This is a genomic window from Porphyromonas sp. COT-290 OH860 (assembly GCF_000768935.1).
Lineage (GTDB): Bacteria > Bacteroidota > Bacteroidia > Bacteroidales > Porphyromonadaceae > Porphyromonas.
In genome coordinates, this window is sequence record NZ_JRAR01000042.1 from 1 (window position 1) to 24,838 (window position 24,838).

Genomic DNA, 24,838 nt, shown 5'->3' on the forward strand with positions numbered 1-24,838 from the left:
AGGGGGATAGTATTCAAGGCTCCCCAAGCCGCTCAAACACGCAAAAAACACCGAGAAAGATACAAGAAACTTTGAGCGGCGCATTGCGCAATAGTCTCTTCTTGCAAAAAACAACAAGGGCGTAACAACTTCAAACAGTGCTACGCCCTTGCTGCGTTATGTCTTTTCTACTCGTGTAGAAATCTCATTTCATATTCGGGGATAAACCGTGTGACAAACTCAGGGATACTCATCTGTGGATATTCTGTTTTACCTGCAGTAAATGAAACTTCCCCTTGAGTGATGCAATAGTCGCCAGTGTTTTGAGGAAGTATCTCGTCTAGTAGTGAAAATTTTATCTCTTCGTTGGGATAAAGGAGCTGATACTCGAGAAGGAAAATATCAAATCTCAGCGGACGGATCATGGCCCTTGGTGTCGTTTGGTTTTGCTCAGAAGAGGCTTGAGATAGAACTATCCTCAGCTCGTATTGAGGGTAAGCTGATTGGACTCGCTGCAGTAATCTACGGCGATAAGTTGGTGTGCCAAAAATGCCATCAACGAAGATTGTACGCTCTGTTAGGCGTATCAATGCGCAAGCTAAGATATTTTCGCTTGCCTCTTCTCGATATACTTCAATACTTGCTTGAGGGCTTATCTCGTATTCAGTACAGATATTAGCCCAGTCTGCCCGCTCTCTCCTAATCCCTGCTTGTGCTTTCCCCTGCTCTGTGTGGTATAGAAAGTCCACCACCGAGCTATATGCAGACCCTTGAGAGCTGTCGGCTTCGTAATCAAGGCTAGCACTCTCGGGAGAGTTGGTTGAGTGGAGGTAATTGTTAGTCATGAAACCGAAATGCTTCTTGTAATAGCTCCGCAACTCATTGTCTGCAGGAATGAGGAATGCCAGTATCCTGCCTTGCATGGCCTCAGCTTGCATGGTGTGTATCATCAGATCACGCATGATTCCTTGCCCTCTGTGTTCGGGACGAGTACAAGCCCCCGAAACGTAAAAGCCTTGGGGTAGAGCAGAGGGTTCTAGGTTTGCTTGTCTAGGAGTCCCCAAAGAGAATGGGTAACGCTTGGCATGAATGTGAGCAATCGCTTGTCCATCTGCTGAGTGAGCGATGTACGCCTCCTCGGGCTTGAAGACCTTACCGAAATAGAATGCGATAAATTCGGGGCTATCTTCAAAGCACAGCTCCCAGAGCTCTTGTGCCTCCTCTCGAATGCGATCGGGATTGAGCTGATTAATCTGGCCTTGGCTAAGAATCATATCTGAGCAGCGCAACGTCTTTGGGGAAGATAATCTCAGGCTTGTAGGATAGCTTGCTCTTGCGCAAACCTTCTAGTCCGAGATCTTCTTCTCGGTTAATGTAGGTGTATTGCTCTGGGATATGGCGAGCAAACTCACGGTTGATCATGGCGAAGGCTCCCTCGTACTCAACAAGTGCTTTCTCTACGTGTACCCCGAAGGTGTTCTCATTGATTGGCGAACCGAGAGAGAAAGCAATGATACGCCCGTTTACACGAATCGCTCCGCCCAATAGACCTAGAGGTTCGAAAGCCTGTGTGATGCGCCGAATCATTCGCTTCTCCTCCTGCTCACCGCCATGGTCGTCGCTCTGCTCAAGCCATGCTTCTGCGATGGCGAGGCATTCTTCTAGATTGTTCCGAGTGATTGGCTCATACGAGTAATCGGGATAGAGCCTCTCAAACTTGTTGATGTGGTTGCGTTTGCTCTGTAGGCTTTTACCCGAGAGAGTGCTCATCTTCTCTCTTAGATAAATGTAGTCACGACTTCCTTCGTCACTGATGTAGTGGAAGGCATTAGGGGCAAGAGCATCAAGTTTTTGGCGACACATTGGTCCCACTCCCATCAATACAAGTGGGTAGCCGCCTTCATTTGCCAATATCTTGAGTGCCTCTAGACATTGAGTGAAGCTTTGTGGGCTATCGCAGATAGGCATTAGGAACGCAGGGTGCGAACGCCCTAGAGGCTGGAAGCTGATGACGAGTGTATCGTGTAGGATTGCCCACGAAGTGCCGTACCGCTCGCTCCAGCCATATAGATTGGCAAAAGCGAGGTCGCAAATCTGAGAGCTACCTTTGAGCGTAAAGCTCTGTATGATTTCCTTATCCTCGAGTGAAACTGGTTTGAATACAATAGATTCCATATTTATCTGAACGCTCCTAGTCGGAGAATTGTTTTGCTACTATAATAACTAGAGAGCATCTATCCACTGGGGACAGATGCTCTCTAGTTTGCTTTGACCGCCAGCGAGGGCCCTCACTAGCGTTAGCTCTTAACCGCAGTATTCGTCAGATACAGTTAGCTTAGCACGCCCTTTCGCGCGACGGGCAGCTAGCACACGACGACCATTGGCAGTAGCCATACGGCTACGGAAGCCATGCTTATTTTTTCTCTTGCGGTTCGATGGTTGGAACGTTCTCTTCATCTCTGATATATTTTAATTATAATTATACTCTACGGGAGCTACATTCGAGGCGCAAAGGTAGTCATAAATTTACATAAGTCAAAATTTTGACACGGAGCGATTTGTTACAATGAGCTCTGAGGCTACTCGATAGCACCTCGATGATTCTGCCGAAATGGGGTTGCTAGAGCTTTGTCTAGTTTGGAGTAGCAACCTCTTCTGTGGGTTGAGTCTTTTTGAGTACTGAGCCGAGTGCGATGTAGCCTACTACTCCCGAAACAATCGTGCCGACAAAGATCCCGAGCTTGGCTTGGTTGAGTAGATCCTCGTGACCAACACCATAGGATAAACTAGCGATGAATAGCGATACCGTGAAGCCAATCCCACCGAAGACCGATAGAGGAATGAGGTTACGCAAGTTCATGCCGCTGGGCCAAGACGAAACTTTGAGCTTAATAGCTACCCAAGTGAATAGGCTAATGCCAATCGTTTTGCCGACAAAGAGCCCAAGGAAGATGGCTAGAGGCAACTGAAGTAGGCCGTCTGAGGTGATACCCTCGAAAGACACCCCTGCATTGACGAATGCAAAGATCGGTAGGACAAAGTAGCTTACAAAAGGTGCGATCATATGCTCGATCGTCTGTACCGGACTGATGCTACGTCCGAGTGTTTTCTTTAATTTCTCGGTAACATCTATTTGGTCGTGCGAGAGTACAAGACCGCTTGAGCACTCACGATGTCCGGACTTGTTTAGGGAGGTAAACTGCTCTCTGAGCTTGAGCTGTAGCTCCTTAATATGCACCTTGGTTGTCAGGGGTACGCATAGCGCTACGAGTACACCAGCGATGGTAGTATGGATACCAGACTCTAGGAAGAGTAACCAAACACCGAAGAACGCCGTGAGATAGAACATAGGGTTGCGCATACCCATTTTGCCGATGAATGCTACGATGAGTAGAACCCCCAAAGCAATAAGCAGAGGGACCCAAGCCACATGGGAGCTATAGAATAGAGCGATGACAATGATGCCGCCGATGTCGTCTACCACGGCCAGAGCCATCAAGAAGATGCGCAATGAGTTGGGGACTCGGCTGCCTAGAGCACTGATGAGCGCTAGGGCAAAAGCAATGTCCGTAGCCATAGGGATAGCAGCGCCTCGTGTGGCTGGCCCCTCGTGGCAGATTGCAAAGAAGCATAGTACTGGGATAATCATACCGCCAAAAGCCGCAATAATCGGTAGGATGGACTTCTTGAACGAAGATAGCTCCCCAACCATCATTTCTTGTTTGATTTCGAGTCCCACGACGAAGAAGAAGATAGCCATGAGCCCATCATTGACGAACTGCGCCAGCGTCATCGTATGGCCATGGTGGGAGAAAAGCTCGAAGCCTAGTAGTTTAACCTCGATCGGATAGTTGAGAATATCCTGATACACATCGCTCCAAGACGAATTGGCTATCGCTACAGCCACTAGGGCAGCGACGAATAGCAGCACCGAAGCATTGGGGCGTGGCAGCGAGATCCGCCTTAATGGTAGAAGCAGTTGATTTAGTCTAGTCATATTTCCGTTATTGTAGTTGTTGTATTCTATTCGTTTAGCCTAGCTGACTGATGCGGTCTAGGCCGTCGAGATTGATGATGCGGATCTTGCGCCCGTTTAGGGCAATGATGCGCTCGTTGGAGAATAGAGATAGGGTGCGGATCGCATTGCTGGTAGTCATATTGCTCATGGCTGCCAGATCTCCTCGACTTAGGTTGATAGCTAGGGTAGCGCCATCGGCCTCGAAGCCGTAGTGTTTGATCAGCATCAGCAGAGTTTCTGCCAGACGACCTCTGATGTGCTTTTGCGTCAGGCTGATCGTGCGCTCCTCTGCAAGCTCCAACTCTAGAGATAGAGCCTCCAAGAAGTAGTGGCAGACCTGTGTATTGTTGTCGAGCAGCATCTTGATTGCATCGACATTGATTTTGAATATTTCTACATTCTGTTCGTAAGCCACGGCCGTGGTTTGGGTATGCTTGTTGGCAAAGAAAGGGCGTATGCCGAAGAACTGCCCCGGACGGATTAGTCGAGTGATATGGCTACGACCGCCCACACCCTCGCGATACATCTTGACTTTGCCCGAGTGTAGATAAAAGAGATACTCGACGGGATCACCCTCTGTGAATATACGATCTCCGTATAGATAGGCTGCCTCATGTAGATTATCCTTGAGCTTGTCACGCTCCTTATTTGTTTTTAAGGCAGTCCACAGAGCCGTCAGTTGTGCCGCTGGGTGATCAATACATTCCTCTGCTCCCAATGCAAAAACTATTAGTCAGTTTAGTCCTTCCAATACCTAGGTGTTGTAGCCTGTCAAAGGTACACGCACAGCGCAAGATACAGATTTTCGTCCGTTGCGGCACTATCCTCTACTTGCTTGCTGTCATCATCCACTCTGTGGGAGCGATACGAATCATCTTCAATTGGCTGTTGGGTAGTTTCTTATGCCTGGCCCAGAGTGCCACTCCTTGTAGCAAATAATCTCGTAGCTTGGCATCGCTGATGCCGATCATCCCCCATGCTTCACTTATGCTCTCTAGCTGTAGATTTACGCTTAGGCGATAGGCTTCGTATGATGCCTCTACTGCCTCTAGGCGATAGTGTGCTTGGTTGTTGCCCTCCCATGAGAGCATCATCAGTAGGCTGTTCATTTGGGTAAATTGGGCATATGCTAGTTCGCCTGCCATCACAACCTCTGGGTAAGGCATAGGGTAGCCCATATCTTGAAATACCTCCACCCAAGGCATGTAGGAGGCGACTTGCCCGAGATCTGCGGGCTGTGGAGCTGATTTATCTGTAGTCATACTTTATTTTGTTATGCTTTATCGAGGTCTTCCCTCTGTATGACTAACAGATGTATTTAGTTGTAGGTTGTAGAGTTGTGTATAATATCCGCCTCGGGCGAGCAATTCCTCGTGTCTGCCTTGCTCGACGATACGTCCCTCGTGTATGACGCAAATCAGGTCGGCGTGCACAATAGTCGAGAGTCTATGGGCGATGACGATGGTTGTGCGGTCGTGCATCAAGCGCTCTAGGGCACTCTGTACTAGTCGTTCGCTCGTGGTGTCGAGTGCAGATGTGGCTTCGTCAAGGATAAGGATAGGCGGATTCTTGTACACAGCACGTGCAATGCTCAGACGCTGCCTCTGTCCCCCGGAGAGCTTTGTGCCTCTGTCACCGATATTGCTCTGGTAGCCCTCGGGCATCTGGTCGATAAACTCACTAGCATGAGCGATGTCTGCAGCTCGGTGTACGGCTGCCTCGTCGGCGTTATCCATACCGAAGGCGATATTGTTAAAGACGGTGTCGTTGAAAAGGATTGGGTCCTGATTAACGTTCCCCATCATACCCCTAAGGTCAGCGAGGGCAAAATCTCTAATATCTACATCGTCGATCAAGATCTGCCCAGACTCTACGTCATAGAATCGGGGGATAAGATCTACCAGCGTACTCTTACCTCCACCGCTCTGTCCTACGAGGGCTACAGTTTGCCCCTTCTTGATGGTTAGATTGACGTCTTGCAGCACCCACTCTTGGGCATAGCGGAAGGATACGTTGCGTAGCTCAATCTGTTGCTCAAACTTCACTGGTTTGGGATCTGAGGGATCTGCGATAGGGTTATTCGCTTTGAGGATCATATCGACACGATCCATAGATCCCATACCCTTGCGTATGGCATAGATCCCCTTACTTAAATCCTTGAGTGGGTTGATCAAACTATAGAAGATAACTAGGTAGTAGATAAAGGTCGAGGCGTCGATGCCACTACGTCCGTCGAGGATCAGCACACCGCCGTACCATAGTACCACGGCGATCGTAGCCGTACCGAGAAACTCGCTCATTGGGTGAGCGAGCTGCTGACGGCGGAATAGCCCCATCACCGCACGGCGAAATTTATTGTGTGCCTCTGCGAAGCGCTGACCCATATAGCCCTCACTAGCGAAAGCCTTGATGACACGCAGCCCTCCAAGAGTTTCTTCTATCATGCTCATCACTTGCCCCCACTGGGTCTGTACCTCTAGGCTATCTCGTTTAAGCGCCTTACCCACACGTCCCATAATGAAGCCAGCTACTGGTAGGAGAATGAAGACGAAGAGTGTGAGCTTCCAGCTCACTAGGATCATCATGCCCAAATAAACGGTGATGAGGATTGGGTTTTTGAGGATTAGGTCGAGCGAACTCATAATGGAATTCTCCACTTCGCCCACGTCGCCAGAGATACGTGCTAGCACATCGCCCTTGCGCTCCTCGCTGAAGAAACCCAGTGGTAAGGAGAGGATCTTGTTGTAGATAGCGATGCGTATGTCACGCACGATCCCGGTACGTATGGGGATCATACAGTAGAAGCCTAGGTAGGTAGCCCCGACTTTGAGCCCTGTCATCAAGACTAGGTAGAGGCTAAGCAGAACGAGCGTATGCGATACCCCATACTGGTCTACGGCTTGCCCCACATAGTAGGCGAAGTTGTTGTTGAGGGCGTGCCCGAGGTCGCTCCAGCCAGACTTGCTCCATAGATCGAAGCCTGAGAGGGGAATCAGCTCCTTGGCTCGCTCCTCGATCTGGAATAGGATACGCAGAATAGGCATAACTAACGAGAAGGCCAGCAGGTTGAGCAGTGCGCTCAAGATGTTGGCCAGAATGCTTAGCACAAGATATCCCCTATAGGGGGGCACGTAGAGCCTAAGTAGATGTAGTAAATCTTTCAATGCTTTGAGTATGATAGCCCTTGCTGGGGCACTTTATTTGCGCCGCAAAGGTACGAAACACTTTCTTAATTTTCTTGCTTTAAGAGCTCTAGCCTCTATTCAAGTCCTATGTTTTTATAGTTAGCTATCATGGGTTGTCTGAGAGTTCTGGACAAAAAAGTGCCGATTTGTTTGCAAGTTACAAAGAATGTGTTTACCTTTGCAGTGCAAATGAACTATTGAAGTTCTGCCTCATGCGGTTGTGGTGTAATTGGTAGCCACGTCAGACTTAGGATCTGATGCCGAGAGGCGTGGGGGTTCGAGTCCCTTCAACCGCACGAAAGAAGCCTGCAAGATATCTTGCAGGCTTCTTTTTTGTATCCTTATATCTCACTGTCTGACGTGTTACTCGGCCACAGGGAGGCTCATTCTCCTGAGGCATGCCGCCACGAGGCGCACATCTCTGAGCGTTTTGCTCCGATATCTGATCGGTACGGCGAGCCGACCGAAGTAGAGAAACCCGAATAGCTCATCTAGCCGAGGGTATAGCTTGCGCCCATCGCCACCGATTTTGCACCCTAGGTCACGCCCCCACTCCATAGTACAGATATATGATTTGCCCTCTAAGGTTGATGTGTCTAAGCCGTGGGCTTGTAACTCTGCGGTGAGTGTGGAGAGGTGGAACCATGCATTGTGGGCTACGACGATTTCGGCCTCCTCGAGATCCTGCATCAGTTTGTGTAGCACAGGGAGAGGTGCCTCTCCCTGTTGCATCTGCTCGTTGCTGATGCCATGGATACGGACTGCCTCGTGCTGCATCGTCCCAGCCTGCCGGAGCGTATGGCTCTCCTCCTTGATGGCTTGCCCTGCACGATCGGTCAGTTGCCACGATAGGGCTACAATCCTCGATGGGCTCCATGCCTCTTGAGGCATTTCGGGGTCTATCGCATCGAAAGTCTCGGTATCTAGTACTAGGTAATAGGGCGCATTAGGGCTGCCTGCACCTAGGCCAAAGAGCTCAGACTCCTCAATGCTTAGGCGTAGCCGAGGGCGGAAGCTCTCTGCTGCGAGCCTCTGACGCCGCTTGCGCTTGAGGTACCACAGCACTAGGCCTAGCACGAGTGCCAGACCTAGTGTGATGAGCAATGCCAATAGCAGTAGTGGCATATATAGACCGTCTTACTTGGCGAATAGGAACGCTCTATCTCGCTCGGCAGCCTCCTGTACCCAAGCTTCAGGGAGGAAGCTCCAGTTGCCAGCCTTGACAGGGCTAACAACGCCCTTGACCTCGAAGAACTTCATGAGGCTGAAGAACTGATCTAGCTCCGATGAGCCAACGATACGCCCCGAGAGGTCGGCTTTGTCGATGCCCGAGCCTAGAGTAAGCATACCGCCAGCACCTCCGGCACGGTAGCTATTGATGGCCACTCTATATCGTCTGTCCAGAGAGAAGGGTTCGCCACTAGACATCTGCTGTATGTTGATGCGCTCGCCTGCGGGCTTCGTTACGTCTACCGTATAGTCTATGCCGTGAGCTGCGCTATAGTTGAAGGTAGGTACGAGCGTCTTGTAGCGATCGGTAGGCTGCGCATCGGGGCGGAACTTGATTAGATGCCCCTCGCGGCTGGTCATCTGCTCTGTCCACCCAGCATACGAGTGCTCCAGATAGCCCTTGATCTCGGCACCAGTCAGCTCCATGATATAGAGATGATTGGAGAAAGGGCAGAACTTAAATAGATCACGTACATATACATCTCCTGCTGCCAGCTCGGCAGATAGGCTCAGAGGTGCGGCGAAGGATAGCTCGGCTCCTACTGTGTACATCTGCATCTGATGCACCACATTCATATAGGCCGAGGGACCGAAAAGGGCATCAGCGGCTACTACGGGAGCATCAATCAATCCGATCCTCTTGTCTAGAAAGCCCTGTACGCCCTCTGCTTCTCGAGCAAATGTCTTGAGGAAGTCGGCATCGGGCTGATACTGATTGAGGTCGTGCAGGGTTGCAGTAATGTGCTTGGCGGTCTTGTCGCCGTCTTTGGTGATAGTGATGCTTAGGTCGCTCACGAAGTCTAGATGATTGGCGGGGTTAATCAGCAGTACCGAGTCCCTCTCGCTACGTTTGATCCACTTATTTGTCTGGCGGTGGTCGTGACCCATCAAGATGATGTCTATCCCTGCTACAGCTGTCGATAGCGCTTCGCCAGCATTCTCCATATAGCTCTCATTGTCGTTGGTCAGGCCAGAGTGTATGAGGGCGACCAGCAGATCGGGTTGCTCCTTCTCGAGGATCCGTGGCACCCAGATCTGGGCGCTCTCGATGATGTCTTGGAACTCCATGCCCTCATAGAGCTGCTTGGGTAGCCACTGTGGGATCGCAGGGGTTACTAGCCCCAGTACTGCCACACGCACTCCCGATAGATCGAAGACCTTGTAGGGCTCGAAGTAGCTTTTGTCGCTTCCCTCTACGAGGGCATTAGCTCCTAGCACGGGGAATTTGGCCTCACGGACGAACTTGTCGTACACGCTATGCCCCGGCTCGATGTCGTGATTGCCGATGACGGCAGCGTCGTACTTGAGGTAGTTCATCGCCGAGCTGACAGCATTGGGGCTGAGTGTGTCGATGTAGTTGGAGAAATAGGTGATTGGCTCGCCCTGCAAGAAGTCGCCCCCGTCAAGTAGGAGTACGTTGGGCTCTTGCTCGCGTACCTGCCGCATCATCTCGGCTAGGCGTGCCATGCTACCCGTGCCTGCACGCTGGTTGATGTGGTCCTCGGGGAATAGATTGCCATGTACGTCTGTGGTGTGTATCAGGCGTAGCGTCGTGGTAGTTTTGCCGCCCGAGCAGGCCGACAGTACTAGCCCCAGTACTAGAGTGTAGCCTAGGAGCAAAAGAGATTTACGAGTCATATTTGTCGTACTATAATTGATGAATATCTCAACTGATTGTACGACAAAGGTAAAGATAAGACCGCTTATTCCTCCACAAGTAGCTCGATGAGTACGGGGAAGTGGTCGCTATATCCGCCTTGGTAGTGTGGCCCAGCGTAGGTACGCCAAGGCACTAAGTGCCCTCCTTGGCGAGGTTCGTGCCCGAGGTAAGAGGGGCAATAGTTGCGAGCAGAGCCGTGGTGGTAGCGCAGCTGTGCCTTGCTCTGGAGCAGGCTCTCGGAGATGATGATTTGGTCCAGTTGCTCCCAGACACCCCTAAAGCAGTAGCTCCCTGCAGGGGCCTCTAGGCTTGGCAAGCGGGCGAAAGCATTGTACAGGCGCAGGGTATCGCTACTCTGCTCTAGCCCATCCCTCGGCATAGAGAGCTGTGCGCCTAGGTCGCTTCGTGTGGCAGGCTCTTCGGGAGAGCCGTTGAAGTCCCCCATGATCACGAAGTGCCCTTGCCCTTGCTGGGCGTGGTGCAGGCTATCGCAGATCTCCCTGAGCTTGCGTGCCACACCACGCCTAAAGCCTTCGCTCTGGCGTACGCCTTCTCGGCGAGAGGGGAAATGGCAGACTAGGAGATTGAGTAGGTATTTGCCTCGAAAGAGGCCAGATACTTGCAGCAGATTTCGGGTGGTCTTGTTAGGATATCCGTCGAAGTAGATTGGATATTCCCTAAAGTCGGTTGGTTCAAATAGCTCCTTGCGATAGAGTAGAGCTACGTCTATCCCTCTAGGGTCTGCGCTCTGTGTGATGCTATAGGCATAGCCCGCTTTGCGCAGAGGGGTTAGCCTGAGTAGATCGCTGAGCGTATCGCCATTCTCTACCTCAACTAGACCGACGAAAGCAGGCCAAGATAAGCCACCAGCACGGCTCACCACTTGGGCGATCCGCTCCAGCTTGCGCCGATAGCGCTTGTGGCTCCATAGGTTGGCACCCTCTGGCAAGAAATCTTCGTCCTCGGTAGTCGGGTCGTCTACGATGTCGAAAAGGTTCTCCACATTGTAGCTCATCAACGTGTAGCTCAGTGGCTGTGCCGTCGCTTGTGTAAGGGATAGGGAGGACATAATAATCGGTAGAAGTATAGTCGCCACCACATCGATAGGCCTAGAGCATCGCCAATAGAGGTGGATTGGGGGATTCATTTGCTATTGTGAGTTGTGTAAATAGAACTCTTCAAAGTTATACGATTTATGATAACTATTGGCCTATTGGCCTCATGAAATCTTTGCCTAGCCAAACTGCTGTTCAATTTAGATTTTAGACCAGTTTTCAGAATGTTGTAGGGAAAAGCCTTATGGACGAGGCGTAAAAAGGGTAGACCTCGTATTTGGCCTCTGGGAGGTCCTAGATGGCGTCCGACCTTGTTTCGGCACTTAGCTCCAGTCGAATGAAAATAACCAGCTCAAGTGGGTTTTCGTTAAAATGCTAACACACAATATGTTTGAATTGTAATTAGCGGAAGCTCCATGCGTCTGTGGCACACTTTTGAGATTTTCTTCCCACCAATCTCCCGAGCTTGGTGGACACATCGCATCAGATTAGTCCTACAATCCGAAAAAAACTGCCCATCAATTTTCGACCATATCCCCATTCATCTCGATGAAACTCCCCTCGTCCCCCTGAAAAATCTTAGAAATCCTTTTGCAATAATTAACTAAAAAGATGAATCTCTAGAGGATATCAATCCTTTGTGCTAAGTATTCTGGAACGGTTTTAGGCGATACTCTAACTAGTAGATTTGAATAAATACATAGGGTGTAAGGTGTTGTCGTTCATCAAAAAAACACTACCTTTGTCGCCCGATAGAGTGTTTCCCTGTGTCTAGGAGGCAGAGTCCTTGGGGCCCTCAGTGGTCTATTGGGAGTCTAGAGCCAAGTAGCACAGAGCTGCAAAACGGTTAGATACATAGTGGCTTGAGGCAATGAAAAATTTGTCCAAGACCCGTATTCGATAGCAAAACACTCAGGTCTTTGTCGATTTTGATATGCAGCACATATATACTTCGGGGGCTTAGGATGAAGCTCTATCTCTCCAAGATCTAGGGGTTGCTATGTACAGAAGAAACTTTGAATATTTGGGTGCGTTTGCCCCAAGAGGCCTATAGATTTTGATTACTAAAACCGAGTTGTGCCTAGAAGCAGAGCTTAATACCTAATAATATGATAGATGGTTCTATCCCAAGATCACGTGTCCCCTCACGCTTTGTGATTCGGCAAGGGACTGTGCGTCTGGGACAGAGGTGCGGAACAATCTGTATGAAGCATTTATGTCTTTCTGTGATACGGAGAGTCTTTTCTCTAAACGATTTCCCTTTGTGTACATGATAGCCTATAGCAGTGAACCCATTGTATGGGGCTATGAATAAAGGTGCTACCCTTGCTTAGGATCGAGCACATCTGTGCTAGCAACTCGGTAGGGCTGCGAGAGTGTACTACGTCTGCACCGAGCTTGTCGTACAATTTTGATTAACTACTTAAAAACGAAACAATATGTCAAAAACCAAAGTAACCAGTTCCCCCTCGTTGGGGAACAAATTACAGTATCAGAGCCCAGAGATGGAGCTCCATAGCCTCCATACTCCTCTTAGCTTGCTCACGACGATGTCGGAGTCTCAGCTCAATCTGGAGGGAGAGGTCGGCAACTATGACGATGGAGATGAGTTCTACTAGGTTCAATGAAAGGTAAAATATGAAGAAAATGAGATTTATACGATTTGTGGGCGCATGCCTGCTAGGGGTAACCCTCGTGGCTTGTCAAGATAAGTTTGCACAAGTAGACGACTCGCTGCCTAAGGCTGAGCCTAAAGCAGAGTCGGAGGGAGGTGTGGTTATCGGAGAGGATTTTATTCCCTTCATGGAAACAGAGATGCAGCTCTCAGAAGACGAGCAGGATCAACTCAGAAGTGTGGGAATGGACTTTGTGGGGCCTGAAGACCAAAAAGGTCTGCCTAAGATACGCTCTCCACGCTTGAGGTTTACATACCTAAAGTATACGCAGAATCCTGCGACAAAAAAATGGAGTAGTGAGGAAGTTGTCAATCCCAATATGAACGTGGATATACTCCTAAGACGCCAAAAGGGTGAGCAAATTAACTTCATTCGCGAAAGAGGTATCGCTCAGTTCATAGGAAAGCCGGAGGAGAGTCGACGTAAAGCCAGAGTGCGTATTTGGATCAAACAGCCGAATCCCAAGAAGAGCAAAAGCCTATTCACCTTCGAGAGTGATGAAACGTGGTATGCTATGTTGATCCTTGATGCAGAGGCAGGTGCTCTCACGGATGAAAGCGGTAAGGAGGTTGCAATCTTTGGAGAGAGCCCAGCGGCAAGAAGTTCCTTGATTAACACCAATGAGAGTATTATCACATTTGTTGGCAACAATCAGGGTGCTGGTACTAGTGCCAAGGGTGCGAGGCGTGGTGCTCCTGCTGCCATAGACCGTACAAACTCTCCAGGAAGACAAGAGATCCCGCTAGTTTCTAATTGGCAGAAACTTGTACTGAGCGACTCTAATGGTAATCCTAAACTTAATGAAGGACGACCAGATGTGCTGGTACGCTTGGCGGAGAGTAGGGCCTTTACCATCAAGCCTCAAGGACTTTTGCTCAATTATCAGATTACAGCAAATGTCTACGAGGGGGTAGATATGCGCCGTGCAGGGATTGTATCCAACGTCCTAGACTTCCAAGGCAAATATAAACTTGATGAAGAGAGCTTAAAAGCTGCATTTGAGAAGAGCGGTGGTGGCAATGGCTTTGGTATTCCAGCCTGGGAACCTATTAAGTCCAAGCTGAAAGAATTTCAGGCGCTTATGATGTATAAGGCGCCAGCAGAGAACCTACAGTTCGGGTTTCCTTGGGATATGCCAATGATCTCAGACCGATTTACCGAAACACAAGTAGGTGCTACGCCTGCTATGAGGATGAGTGCTACCACTATGCCAGATTCCGATGTTGCTATGGTGCTTTTCGGTGGTTCTGAGGCAAGTCAAGAGTATCAAAATCAGCTATCTGGCATTAAAATTGGGCTGACTACACCAAGAAAGAATTTAACAAAAGATGCTCCTGGTAATTATTGGGATGTAGTCTACCATGTACAATGGGCGATGCCGAAGGAACAGGTTCCAGCCGCAAGCGAACGCTTCACCTACTTCTGGATGGATGCGCATTCTGCCCACTCAGAGGAGGAGTACTTCAATGCGAGAGTTAGTTCTATTAACCCATCGTCACCCGAAACATCTGGCAAGTACATAGATTTCATCCAGCAGAGAGGCCCCCGAACTCAGCCAATGGTCGTTGTACACCAAACCAATGCTGACTTTACTAGCCAAACAGGTAAAACCCCTCGCCTCTACGCAACGCTCAGTGCGGATTTGATGATCACTGAGCTTGTGTATAGGGTCGAGGGGGGCAAGAATTTCTCTGTCGTTGAGCTGCAGAACCCCTCTAGACTGCCTATTGACCTCAACGACTATGCTCTAGTACGCCTCATATCCAACGGCAGTAAGATGCAGTACAGAATGTCCAATGGCCAAGGAACAGATAATCTTGATCATGCTGAATTCTTCTGCCTGCAAAATCTAGACAAAAAACAGATGGTTGGAGATTATCGAGACACGGATGAGAAATATACAGCTGATGGGCCAGGTAGTTTCACCGAAGATCAGTATGGAGATTGGTACACAGGTGAGTATATGGGAGACTATAAGCGTCCTTACCACCAATTTGAGACTGATGGCCAGAAGCGTCTTGAGGCAGGGCAGATTGTATTGCTCGGCTCTCCTTGTTATACTCAATACAATCCAACAACGCAGCCTTGGTGGTCACAGTTTTTCCCTGTAAATCCAAGAAAAAGTATTTGGTATGATCTTCAGAAACGTTTCAGGTACTTCATCGGTTGTAATACTCAAGTCCTGAACATCAATAGTGAAAATAAGGGAGGTGTGGGAGATGGCTTGGCCTTGGTTAAGTTCTTCGATAAGGGGAGTAGTAAACATTTCGATGTGAAGACTACTAAGAAGAAAGTTGTTGACACGACCGCACCTATTGGCTCCAGCAACTTTGGGTTCTCTGGCACATTCGAGAGCTATAAGAACCAATATCTACACTCTAGTAATCCCAAAAGTAAGGAAGGTGGTAGTACAAACTCAAATTACTATACCCAGAAGCGTAAAGATGGTGTAGTCTTCCCTTTCATGGCGCCTTATCGTACAGTTAAGACTACGTCTAAGTGGTCGGATGACTGGGACCTTGTTATGGGCCCTGCGAGCTATACGGGTATTGATGGCGAATTGACAGGGGAGCAGCAGACTCTAGGCCATAGGTGGCTAGCCTCTCTTGACGGAGCGAAGTACCAAATAGCTGGGGAGAGAAAAAATTTGCGCCTATCTCGTGGTAGGTACTTCGTAAAGGGAAGAACACTTCTAGGCAAACCTGACTTATATAAGCAGTCTCGCCCGGTGCATCGCTAGGGCGTAGATATAAATAGGTAGTGAGTTATAGATTATATCCCTAGACTGCTTCGTTAGCGTAGCAGGAGTAGGTTCCGCTCTGTTTGCGGCTTACATCTTGCATCTTATACATTTAGACGCAGTGCCTCTAAGAGGGTGTGGGCAAAACAGAGTTTTGCCCACACCCTCTTAGCATATATTTTGCTAGAACGTAAGGCTAATTTTTGCGTATCCCAAAGCCAAAGCCTTGTGCCCAGAGCTCTCTGTATTTTGTAGCCTCAGCTAAGAAAGGGAGGAAGAGCCCTAGGTTATACAGAGTCTTAGATTTTCTCGGGAATAATTCATATATTTGTGTCAGAATGATATGTGCAGGAAAAGACCTGCCTCAATCTAAGAAGAGAACAGATTGGCGATTACTTTAGTGAGAGAGTTGGGTTCCCTCCCTCTTTCTTGGTTTGACGGATGAAGATTTTTGAATTCATCAAATGCTAAGCTATGTGGGCAAGGCTGTCATGCCCTTAATGGCTTTCTTGGGTGTTGCAGCTACTGGCTTGAGCATCCTTAGTGGTAGCATCGAAACAGATGCTGTGCTAGCACTTTTAATTCCCCTCTTAATCAACGAAACAATATGTCAAAACTTAAAACAATCAGTATCCCTTTGTTAGAAGGCAAATTGCGGTATTGTAGCCCAGAGGTGGAGCTCCATAGCCTCCACACACCTCTTAGCTTGCTTACAACGACGTCGGAATCTCTACTCAATCTAGAGGGAGAGGTCGGCAACTATGACGATGGAGATGAATTCTACTAGGTTAAATGAAAAGGTAAAGAAAGTATGGTGAAAATGAGATTTATATGGCTTGTGAGCGCATGCCTGCTGGGGGTAAGCCTTGTGGCTTGCCAAGACAAGTTCCAGCAGGTGGACGATGCCCTCTCCAAACCCAAGCCCGGAGAGGGCACATCTCTCGAGAAAAATTATGTCCCTTTTTTTGAGAGCGATGTGTTGATCTCCGAAGAGGATGAGCTTAGAAGCTTCGAGATAGAGTTTGATCGATCAGCTTCAGATGATAAGGCCAAGTTAAGCTACCCTCGTCTTAAATTCGTCGAGGGGCAAGAAATAGAGGTGGACGTAATTCTAAGGCGAGAGAAAGGCGGCAAGGTTAACTTTATTCGTAATAGAGGTAAGGCTCAGTTCATTTCTGTTGGTCCGAAAGGACTTTCAGGGAAGGTACGCTTCTGGCTGAAAAAGGAAGATCCTAAGAAAAATAAAAGCCTATTTACCTTCGAGAGTGACGAGACGTGGCATGCGATGTTTATCCTAGATGCAGAGGCTGATATTACTGCTACTCAATCAGGGCAAGAAATTGCACTCTTTGGAGAGAGACCTAGCGATAGGAATAGCCTAAATGACAATAGTCTTGACCGAGATGTCGTTTTGTTTGTCGGTAATAATCAAACAGCTGGGACGGGTGCAGCAGAAGCTCGCCGTGTTGCGCCAGATGCTAAATGGGCTGGGTTCAATGGCTATTCATATTCGTCAGGACCTCAAGAAATCCCTCTAATCTCGGATTGGAAGCGTCTAGAGATCAAGACGGGAGCCACCTCGGCCGATAGCGAGGTTATCACAGATAGGCCAAATGTATTGGTACGCTTGGCACAGAATACCACTTTCAGGATCAAACCTCAGGGGCTACTGCTCAACTATCAGATTACTGCCAATGTCTATGAGGGTATTGATATGCGTAGAGCAGAGGTCGTATCCAATACTCTCGACTTTCAAGGCCAATATAAGCTAGATACAGAGAGCTTGAAGGCGGCATTTGAAAAGAGTAATGGTGGTAATGGCTATGGTATCCCTGCTTGGGAGCCCATTAAGTCGAAGCTGAAAGAGGCTCAGAGGCTAAAGATGTATAAGGCATCAGTGGCTGACTACAACTTCGGTTACCCTTGGGATATGCCTATGGTTTCGGACCGATTTGCTATCACACAGTCTGGCGGTATAGAAATGCCCGAAACAATGGCAGAGGCTGATGTCGCCATGGCTCTCTTCGAGGCTTCACAGCCAACCATATTGTATGGCACGAAGTTGTCGGGGATGAAGATCGGTCTTACTACTCCTAGGCCAACTCTAGGGGATGATCCTCCCGGCAATTATTCCGATGTAGTTTATCATGTGCAGTGGGCTATGCCTAAGAAACAGACCCCACAGAAGCCCTTCACTTACTTTTGGATCGATGCTCACTCTGCTCATTCAGAGCAAGAGTATTTCCCGGCGACTGTCTGGACCCTTAAGCCATCTGAGAGGCCAGATATGTACTTACAATTCCTCAAACAGAGTTCTTTCCGTACTCAGCCAATGGTTGTGGTGCATCAAACCAATGCTGACTTCAAGAATCAAGTCGGTAAAACGCCTCGTCTATATGCCACCATCAGTGCTGATCTCATGATCACGGAGCTTGTGTATAGAAAAGAGGGAAGTCGCAACTTCTCTGTTGTCGAGTTGCAGAATCCCTCTAGGCTACCTATCAATCTTGATGACTATGCTCTGGTACGTCTAGTGTCTGATGGAACAAAGATGCAGTATAGGACATCGGGTGGTACTGGCACAGACGATCTTAATACCGCACAGCTCTACTATCTCAGCAGCTTGGATAAGAGTAAGATGGTTAGAGGGTATACAGATAAAGATGGGCTAGTCCATGTAGAAGGAGAGGGTACATCTGAGCAAGAAGCAGACTACACGTGGTCTTTTACTGGGGATTTTAGACGACCTTTTAATCAGTTCCTAGTAGATAATAAGAAGCGTCTTGAGGCGGGTCAGATTGTGTTGCTTGGGGCTCCCGGCTATACGCAGGTTGATGCGACGACACAGTCTTGGTGGGCTCAATTCTTCCCCGATGTCCCTCGCAAAAATGTTTGGTACGAAGCGGAGAAGCGTTTCAGATACTTCATCGGCTGTAATACTGAGGTTTTGAATATCAATAGTCAGAATAATGGAGGTGTCAGAGATGGCTTAGCCCTAGTTAAAATTATCGATGGTCGAAGGAAGGTTATAGACACAACCGCACCTATTGGTATAAGTAACTTAGGGTTCTCAGGTACGTTCAATGATTATAGGTCCGAGCTTGTGAAGACGAATAGCGTTGACTACTATACTCAGAATCGTAAAGATGGAGTCATTTTCCCCTTCATGCCTCCTTATCGGACTGTCAAGGTAACCTCCGACTGGTCAGACGACTGGGTGGTTACCATAAATCCGGCTAGTCACACAGCTACAGATAATAGTTTGCCGATCAATAAGCAGACGTTAGGGTATAGATGGCTAGCTTCACTCGATGGAGCGATGCTTACTGGAGGCAAGAGGCTCAAGCTAGATCGCGGTAGCAATTTCACAAAGAAGAGGACGCCTCTAGGTAGGCCTGATCTGTACAAAAACTCGCGACCAGTGCATCGCTAGAAATTCTCCAGCACTTCGCCCTAATATAGGGTAAGCGTAGTCCTAAGATAAGTAGGGTGTGCCGATTTTTTCGGCACACCCTACTTATCTTAGGAGATTATATGGCTTACTTAGCCAACTTGCGGAAGTGGTAGTGCCCCGTTAGGTCGTTGAAGACTACGAAGTATGCACCAGCCATTTCGGCCGAGATTTTGATGTTGTCGCCACTGTCGGACTTAGCTACAGGGAAACTTGTACCGCCCCAACTCTTATCCCAAGCGTCATTGGCACGGATTTTCAGCTCTCCAGTTGCGATCTCGATGCGTTCGGCCTTCCAGATATGAGGATCGTAGCTGGCTTGAGTCAGATCAACATCATTATCCCAGCCTCCTACAGAGGAGCCAATCAGCCCCATGCTCTTGTAGACCGTAGCTCCTTCTGCACCTGCAAAAGGCTCTACCGAATAGGTAAGTGCCTCTGGGTCGAAGCTCACCGTGAAGTAGCCACCTGCGGTAGCGTCCTTGATGTTGTCCCCCTTGCCGAGCTCTAGCTTGCCCGCAGCAGGTGTGCCGAGAGCCTTGTCCCAAACACCGAGGTTAAGCTCGTGGTCAATCTTGAACTCAGCGCCTGCGGCGAACTTACCTGTATAGGTGTAGGCCTTGCCATCGGGAGCGTCTAGGAAGAATGGGAAGCCTGCATAATCTTTTTGCCACTTATGTTCGTCGCCAAACATACTGCCGACGAAGAAGTAGTCGAGCGACTTAGTACGGATGTCAGCAGGCGTTACCTTGAGTTTCACGGCAGACGAGATAGCTGCTACAGACTGAGGCACTCTCGTTGGTGCAGTCGTGTAGGGAATAGCTCTGATCTGCAGGTTCAACTCTTCGGCTACTCCAGTGGCTAGCTTGAGCTTGCCCGTGAGGATTTGGTTCAGCTCTAGGTAGGTGTACTTGCGCATCAGCATATTTGGCCCAAGCTCGATAGCTAGGGTATCTTTAGTCTCTGCTTTTTGTGTTGGTCTCGTGATGAGTAGCTCGTAGTTGGCTACAACCTTGTCGTAGCTGAAGCGAGTGGCCGTCCACTCGAGTGTGAGGGCTGTCTCGTCGAGCGTGCTCTTGTCGATCGCAACTTCGGCAGTGCTTAGCTTGAGCACGCTAGCCTGCTGAGCAGAGACTAGGATGCGCTCTTCGTTCTTGTCGCAAGAGCCTAGAGCCGCCACTAGGGCAAGGCTCATGAGGCTTTTGATTGCTACATTATATCGTTTCATACAGATGCTAGATTAGTATTTGGGATTCTGCTTGAGGTTTCTATTGGACTGTACATCGTCGGCAGGCAGAGGGTAGAGCTTGTAGTGATCTTCTACACCGCGACCCTCCGCGATACCGCCCTTCCATGGCCAGAGATATTCGCCAGAGGTGAATTTGCCGAAGCGGATGAGGTCAGTACGACGGAGGCACTCCCAGTATAGCTCGCGGGCACGCTCCTTGAGGAGAATATCGAGCGAGATACTGCGCATAGCACCATTGCTATTGCCATAGGCTCTCTGGCGTAGTCTATTGAAATACTCAAGCCCCTTGCTCGCATCAGCCTTGCCCCTTACAGAAGCCTCAGCGTAGTTGAGGTACATCTCGGCCAGACGGAAAAGAGGGAAGTCCGTATCGACGAAGGTATTGTGCTTGGCAGCAGAGCCGTCGGACTTCACATTGCGGAACTTAGTGATCCATACCCCCTGCATAATGTCCGATACCTTCTGAATGTTGAGCTCTCTGTGATCCATGAGGTAGCGGCTGTCTTCCTTGTCAGCTCCCTCGAACTGAGCTACTAGGGCAGATGTGGCACGATTGCCACCCCAACCGCCATCGACACCCATATTGACGCCGAGCGTCTTCTGAATATCGGCATTCGTCGAGCCGTTGACTAGGAATGTTGCACCACCCCAGTTCTTGCTGTTGATGCCGTCGTAGCCAATGGCTAAGATTGTCTCTGGGTTATTGACATCGTTGTCCGCACGGAATAGGGAAGCGTACTGTTCTGCTAGCTTGTAGCCAGAGAGGATTACACGCTCGGCATATTCGGCTGCATCGGCATAGCGCTCTGTCCCCGTGTACACCTCGGCATTGAGATACATACGAGAGAGTAGTGCCCAAGCGGCGGCCTTATCAGCACGACCATATTCGTTGGTGCGAGGTGCTGCCAGATCATTCTCGATCTCTTTGAGTTCGCTCTCGATGTGCTTGAATAGATCGGCACGCTGGATCTGCTTGGGGAATACTTTCCCTGTACCGAGCTGCTGGTCGATCATGGGCGGGTTGCCGAGTAGATCCATCATTATCCAGTACTGGAAGGCACGAAGGAAGCGCGCTTCGGCTCTGTACTGCTTGATCGTAGGGTCGCTAGCCTTGCTCTCGGTAAGCTCAAGGAAGTTTACTGCGAGTTTGATCTGATACAGGCTGCGGTAGTAGAGTCCTTTGACGAAGGGGTTGGACGAAGACCAGTTTAGGTTGTGTAGGTCGGGTAGACCATCATCGCTCCATGTGCAGATTGCCTCGTCCGTGCAGAGCTCCTGCAGGTTGAAGAAATTGCGGAAGAAGTCACTGAAGCCTTCGTCTATGCCTGCTACGTCGCCTTGCCCTGCGGGGCCTTCGTTGCCCGTGAGGGCAAATGCACCGTATACCTTGGCAAGTGCTTGCTTAGTAGACTCGCCAGAGCTGAGGATATTCTCGGATGTCGTGATGTTGGTTGGTCTACGATCAAGGTCTTTGACGCAGGCCGATAGCCCTATGAGTGCACCTAATGCTGCTACTAGGATGCCTTTTTTGTTGATATGCTTATTCATACAAATTACGTAGTTGATGCCCTCTCTAGAGCGTTAGCGATAGGTTGAGCGAGTAAGTGCGAGGCACTGGGTAGAGCTGCATATCGATTGCGTGCTCTGGGTTCATGCCCTTGTAGCCACTTAGCGTGAAGACATTCTGCACCGTAGCCGTTGCTCTTAGGTTTGTCTTACCGAAGATCTTGCCGAAGTCGTAGCCGAGGGAGAGGTTGTCCATGCGCAAGAATGAGGCATTGTGGATATAGTAGTCCGACATATACTGCCCAGTAGCGAAGCCACTCTTGTAGATCTCGCTCGTCGTGTTGCGCAGGAAGCTATTGGGATTCACGACTTCGTTCTTCACGGCCATGAAGGAGGATATATTGTCGTAGATGTAGTTGCCGAAGCTAGCACGTAGAGCTGTCGAGAGCGACCATTTGCCATAGGTCAAGCTTGTGGAGAAGCCCATGAATAGATCGGGGTTGGGCGAATTGAAGTGGTAGCGATCCTTCTCGTTGTAGAGGCCATCGCCATTGAGGTCTGCGTATGCACCCTCAATAGGCTTGCCCGATGGGTCGTAGAGCTGCTTGAAGACGAAGAACGAACCGGGTGTGTGGCCTACAGAGTGGATCTGAATGTTGTTGCCAGTGCCGCCAGTCACACCACCGTGTAGCACCCCTAGATAGTTGGGATCCTCGGTGAGGTTGAGCTTAGTGATCTTGGTGTCGTTGATCGTGAAGTTCATGCTCACGTCCCAGTTGAAGTCCTTAGTCTGTACTGGCGTAGCGTTGATCGTGAACTCAATCCCCTTATTCGTAATGTTACCTACGTTGGTCAGCAGTTTGTTTGAGAAATTTGACCCTGCAGGGATAGGCACTTCGTTGAGTAGGTCCTTGGTGTTTTTGTAGTACACATCTACCGTACCAGAGATGCGGTTGTTGAGGAACGCATAGTCAAGACCGACGTTGTAGGTCTCTGTTTGTTCCCACTTGATGTCCTTGTCGTAGGCTGCTGGGCGATACATATTGTAGAACTTGTCGCCGAACTGATACATCGCTGTATTCTGGCTCAGGTAGTAGCCCATGAGATAGCTGTAGTTGGCGATGCCGTCCTGCTGACCCGTCACACCGTAGCCAAGGCGTAGTTTGAGGTCGTTGATCGCATCAACGTCCTTGAGGAAGCCTTCCTCCTTCATACGCCAAGCCAGAGCCAACGAGGGGAAGATACCCCAGCGGTTCTCCTTGCTGAAGCGTGAAGATCCGTCGGCACGGACTGTTGCGGTGAAGAGGTAGCGGTTCATCAAACTGTAGTTCAGACGTGCATAACCAGAAACTAGCGTATTCTGTGGATAGTCTACGGGGAAGATTGGTTTGCTCACGACCTCGCCAGAGGCTGTGCGGTCGGCGAACTTGTAGTCCGTCGTCTTCCAGTCTTGATAGGAGTAACCTGCCATCACATCGATGCGGCTCTTGAGCGACTCGATTTCTTTGGCGTAGTTGGCGTAGAAGTCTAGCAGTAGATTGACTTTCTTCTGTTCGTACTCATTGTTTGTTCCACCCTTACCCGGAGTCGTGCCTCGGTTCCATTCCCAAGAGGCCTGCTCAGGGACGAAGATCTTACCCTTGCCATGTGTATAGTCGTAGCCAAGGTTGAGGCTAAAGCGTAGCTCGGGGAGGAAGAACGTCTGATAGTCGATCTTCATACTACCGAGAGAGCGGAGTACATTACTGTTGTTGTCCCTTAGGTTGAGCTTAGCCACGGGGTTTACAGGAGAGAGGGCATTGATCTTGTCGCCGTTCATCCAAGTGAAGTAGCCCCCGAACTGCTCGAAGCCGTCTGCGAAGATTGGCTGTGTAGGGTCGAAAGTCACGGCATCACCGATCGCACTTCTGTCAGCGAAGCGATTCTTCGTGCCAGACACCTTGAGGTTGGCGTCGATGGTCAGATGGTTGTCTAGAAAGCGAGGATTGAGGCTGATACCTGTGCTCACACGTTTCATGTTGTCGGTCTTGAGCACACCATTCTGGTCGTAGTAGCCGATCGAGGCACGGAAAGGAATCATGCCCACTGCACCGCTAACGCTCAAGTTATTGTCCGTACCGAAGGCTGCTTGGTAGATCTCACGCTGCCAGTTGGTATTGGCAGAGCCTAGCATAGTCTTGCGGCTTGGGTCGATCTCGGTAACGAGCTTGCGGAAGGCATCGGCACCGAGTACATCGACGAGCTTAGAAGCATGTGCAATGGAGTTCGTCGTGGAGAAGTTGATTTGCAGATCCTGCCCCATCTTACCGCGCTTGGTGGTAATGATGATGACCCCATTGGAGGCACGTGAACCATAGATCGCCGTAGCCGAGGCGTCCTTGAGCACGTTCATCGAGGCGATGTCCTGCGGGTTGATTGAGCTTAGTACACTAGGAGCGCCAGCAGCTGCACTATTGTCAATGGGTACACCGTCGATGACGATGAGCGGATCGTTGCTAGCGTTGAGCGAAGCGCCACCACGAATGCGAATCTTGCTCGCACCACCGGGAGAGCCGTCGGGCGTGATCTGCACACCAGCTACCTTGCCGACGAGGAGCTCGCCGGGAGTAGAGATTGCTCCCTTCTGGAAGTTCTTCTCGTTGATGCTTGTGATAGATCCCGTTAGATCCTTTTTTTGCATCGACCCATAGCCGATGACTACGACCTCCTTGAGGGTCTGATTGTCTTCTTGCAAGACGATGCGCAGAGGGCTAACCGCTGTAACTACTGCGATCTCTTGATTGACGTAGCCGATGTATGAGATCAACAGTGTCTCCGATTTGGGTGCCTTGAGTTGGAAGTTGCCATCGAAGTCGGTTACTGTCCCTACGCTGGGATTGCCTTTGAGGCGAATAGACGCACCGATGATGCTCTCGCCCTTGCTATCCACCACTACGCCTTTGAGCAGGATATCCTGAGCCCAAGACGTATGGACAAATAGCAACGTAGCCAATACGAACCAAAAAGCTCTGGCTTTGATGTTACCTTGTTTCATATAAATTGGATTTGAGTGTTATTCTGTACGCTGGTCTAGGTACTCCAATGCTATA

17 protein-coding genes and 1 tRNA gene are annotated in these 24,838 nt (G+C 49.6%); 5 read left to right on the forward strand and 13 right to left on the reverse strand.

What is annotated here, in order from left to right; genetic code table 11:
* Positions 1-167 precede the first annotated feature (167 nt).
* The 7 genes from HQ41_RS04245 to HQ41_RS04270 form a co-directional block, all read right to left on the reverse strand.
* A complete protein-coding gene (locus HQ41_RS04245; protein ID WP_044188374.1) occupies positions 168-1,253 on the reverse strand; it encodes a GNAT family N-acetyltransferase in 1,086 nt (361 codons plus the stop codon).
* A complete protein-coding gene (locus HQ41_RS04250; RefSeq protein ID WP_044188376.1) occupies positions 1,243-2,154 on the reverse strand; it encodes a DUF2156 domain-containing protein in 912 nt (303 codons plus the stop codon). The genes HQ41_RS04245 and HQ41_RS04250 overlap by 11 nt, the downstream gene beginning before the upstream one ends.
* Before the next feature lie 129 nt (positions 2,155-2,283).
* On the reverse strand, positions 2,284-2,436 hold the full coding sequence (rpmH, locus tag HQ41_RS09480) for a 50S ribosomal protein L34 (RefSeq protein ID WP_081964754.1): 153 nt from the start codon (positions 2,434-2,436) through the stop codon (positions 2,284-2,286).
* 175 nt (positions 2,437-2,611) lie between these two features.
* On the reverse strand, positions 2,612-3,976 hold the full coding sequence (gene nhaA, locus HQ41_RS04255) for a Na+/H+ antiporter NhaA (RefSeq protein ID WP_044188379.1): 1,365 nt from the start codon (positions 3,974-3,976) through the stop codon (positions 2,612-2,614).
* A 34-nt stretch (positions 3,977-4,010) separates the two neighbouring features.
* Positions 4,011-4,715: a Crp/Fnr family transcriptional regulator gene (locus tag HQ41_RS04260; RefSeq protein WP_044188382.1), complete on the reverse strand. Its 705-nt coding sequence runs from the start codon at positions 4,713-4,715 to the stop codon at positions 4,011-4,013.
* Between the two features lie 109 nt (positions 4,716-4,824).
* Positions 4,825-5,259: a hypothetical protein gene (locus HQ41_RS04265; RefSeq protein ID WP_044188385.1), complete on the reverse strand. Its 435-nt coding sequence runs from the start codon at positions 5,257-5,259 to the stop codon at positions 4,825-4,827.
* An 18-nt stretch (positions 5,260-5,277) separates the two neighbouring features.
* The gene (locus tag HQ41_RS04270) at positions 5,278-7,161 is read right to left on the reverse strand and encodes an ABC transporter ATP-binding protein (protein ID WP_044188389.1); all 1,884 of its coding nucleotides are present in this window, start codon (positions 7,159-7,161) and stop codon (positions 5,278-5,280) included.
* Between the two features lie 235 nt (positions 7,162-7,396).
* On the opposite strand from HQ41_RS04270, the gene HQ41_RS04275 reads away from it, so the two are divergent.
* Positions 7,397-7,478, forward strand: a tRNA-Leu gene (locus HQ41_RS04275).
* Between the two features lie 67 nt (positions 7,479-7,545).
* On the opposite strand, the gene HQ41_RS04280 is transcribed toward HQ41_RS04275, so the two are convergent.
* From HQ41_RS04280 to HQ41_RS04290, 3 genes are all read right to left on the reverse strand, one after another.
* Positions 7,546-8,307: a 3'-5' exonuclease gene (locus HQ41_RS04280; RefSeq protein WP_044188392.1), complete on the reverse strand. Its 762-nt coding sequence runs from the start codon at positions 8,305-8,307 to the stop codon at positions 7,546-7,548.
* 12 nt (positions 8,308-8,319) lie between these two features.
* The gene (locus HQ41_RS04285; RefSeq protein WP_044188395.1) at positions 8,320-10,050 is read right to left on the reverse strand and encodes a bifunctional UDP-sugar hydrolase/5'-nucleotidase; all 1,731 of its coding nucleotides are present in this window, start codon (positions 10,048-10,050) and stop codon (positions 8,320-8,322) included.
* A gap of 65 nt (positions 10,051-10,115) precedes the next feature.
* Positions 10,116-11,219 carry an endonuclease/exonuclease/phosphatase family protein gene (locus HQ41_RS04290; RefSeq protein WP_152567337.1) on the reverse strand — a complete coding sequence of 368 codons (1,104 nt, stop codon included), beginning with the start codon at positions 11,217-11,219 and terminating at the stop codon, positions 10,116-10,118.
* 1,347 nt (positions 11,220-12,566) lie between these two features.
* On the opposite strand from HQ41_RS04290, the gene HQ41_RS09625 reads away from it, so the two are divergent.
* From HQ41_RS09625 to HQ41_RS04300, 4 genes are all read left to right on the forward strand, one after another.
* Positions 12,567-12,746 (forward strand): hypothetical protein, encoded by a 180-nt coding sequence (locus HQ41_RS09625; protein ID WP_152567338.1) that lies wholly within the window; start codon positions 12,567-12,569, stop codon positions 12,744-12,746.
* 19 nt (positions 12,747-12,765) lie between these two features.
* Positions 12,766-15,543, forward strand: a complete 2,778-nt coding sequence (locus HQ41_RS04295; RefSeq protein ID WP_152567339.1) for a hypothetical protein — start codon at positions 12,766-12,768, stop codon at positions 15,541-15,543.
* Between the two features lie 607 nt (positions 15,544-16,150).
* Positions 16,151-16,330: a hypothetical protein gene (locus tag HQ41_RS09630; RefSeq protein WP_152567340.1), complete on the forward strand. Its 180-nt coding sequence runs from the start codon at positions 16,151-16,153 to the stop codon at positions 16,328-16,330.
* Positions 16,331-16,354: 24 nt separating this feature from the next.
* Positions 16,355-18,976 (forward strand): hypothetical protein, encoded by a 2,622-nt coding sequence (locus HQ41_RS04300; RefSeq protein WP_161780579.1) that lies wholly within the window; start codon positions 16,355-16,357, stop codon positions 18,974-18,976.
* Positions 18,977-19,082: 106 nt separating this feature from the next.
* Here HQ41_RS04300 and HQ41_RS09295 read toward each other — a convergent pair whose 3' ends face one another.
* From HQ41_RS09295 to HQ41_RS04315, 3 genes are read right to left on the reverse strand one after another with little or no spacing between them, the layout of a single operon-like run.
* Complete coding sequence (locus tag HQ41_RS09295) at positions 19,083-20,222, reverse strand: SusE domain-containing protein (RefSeq protein ID WP_081964755.1); 1,140 nt, start codon at positions 20,220-20,222, stop codon at positions 19,083-19,085.
* Positions 20,223-20,234: 12 nt separating this feature from the next.
* Positions 20,235-21,791, reverse strand: a complete 1,557-nt coding sequence (locus tag HQ41_RS04310; RefSeq protein WP_044188403.1) for a RagB/SusD family nutrient uptake outer membrane protein — start codon at positions 21,789-21,791, stop codon at positions 20,235-20,237.
* Positions 21,792-21,816: 25 nt separating this feature from the next.
* A complete protein-coding gene (locus tag HQ41_RS04315; RefSeq protein WP_044188404.1) occupies positions 21,817-24,783 on the reverse strand; it encodes a TonB-dependent receptor in 2,967 nt (988 codons plus the stop codon).
* Positions 24,784-24,838: the final 55 nt, after the last annotated feature.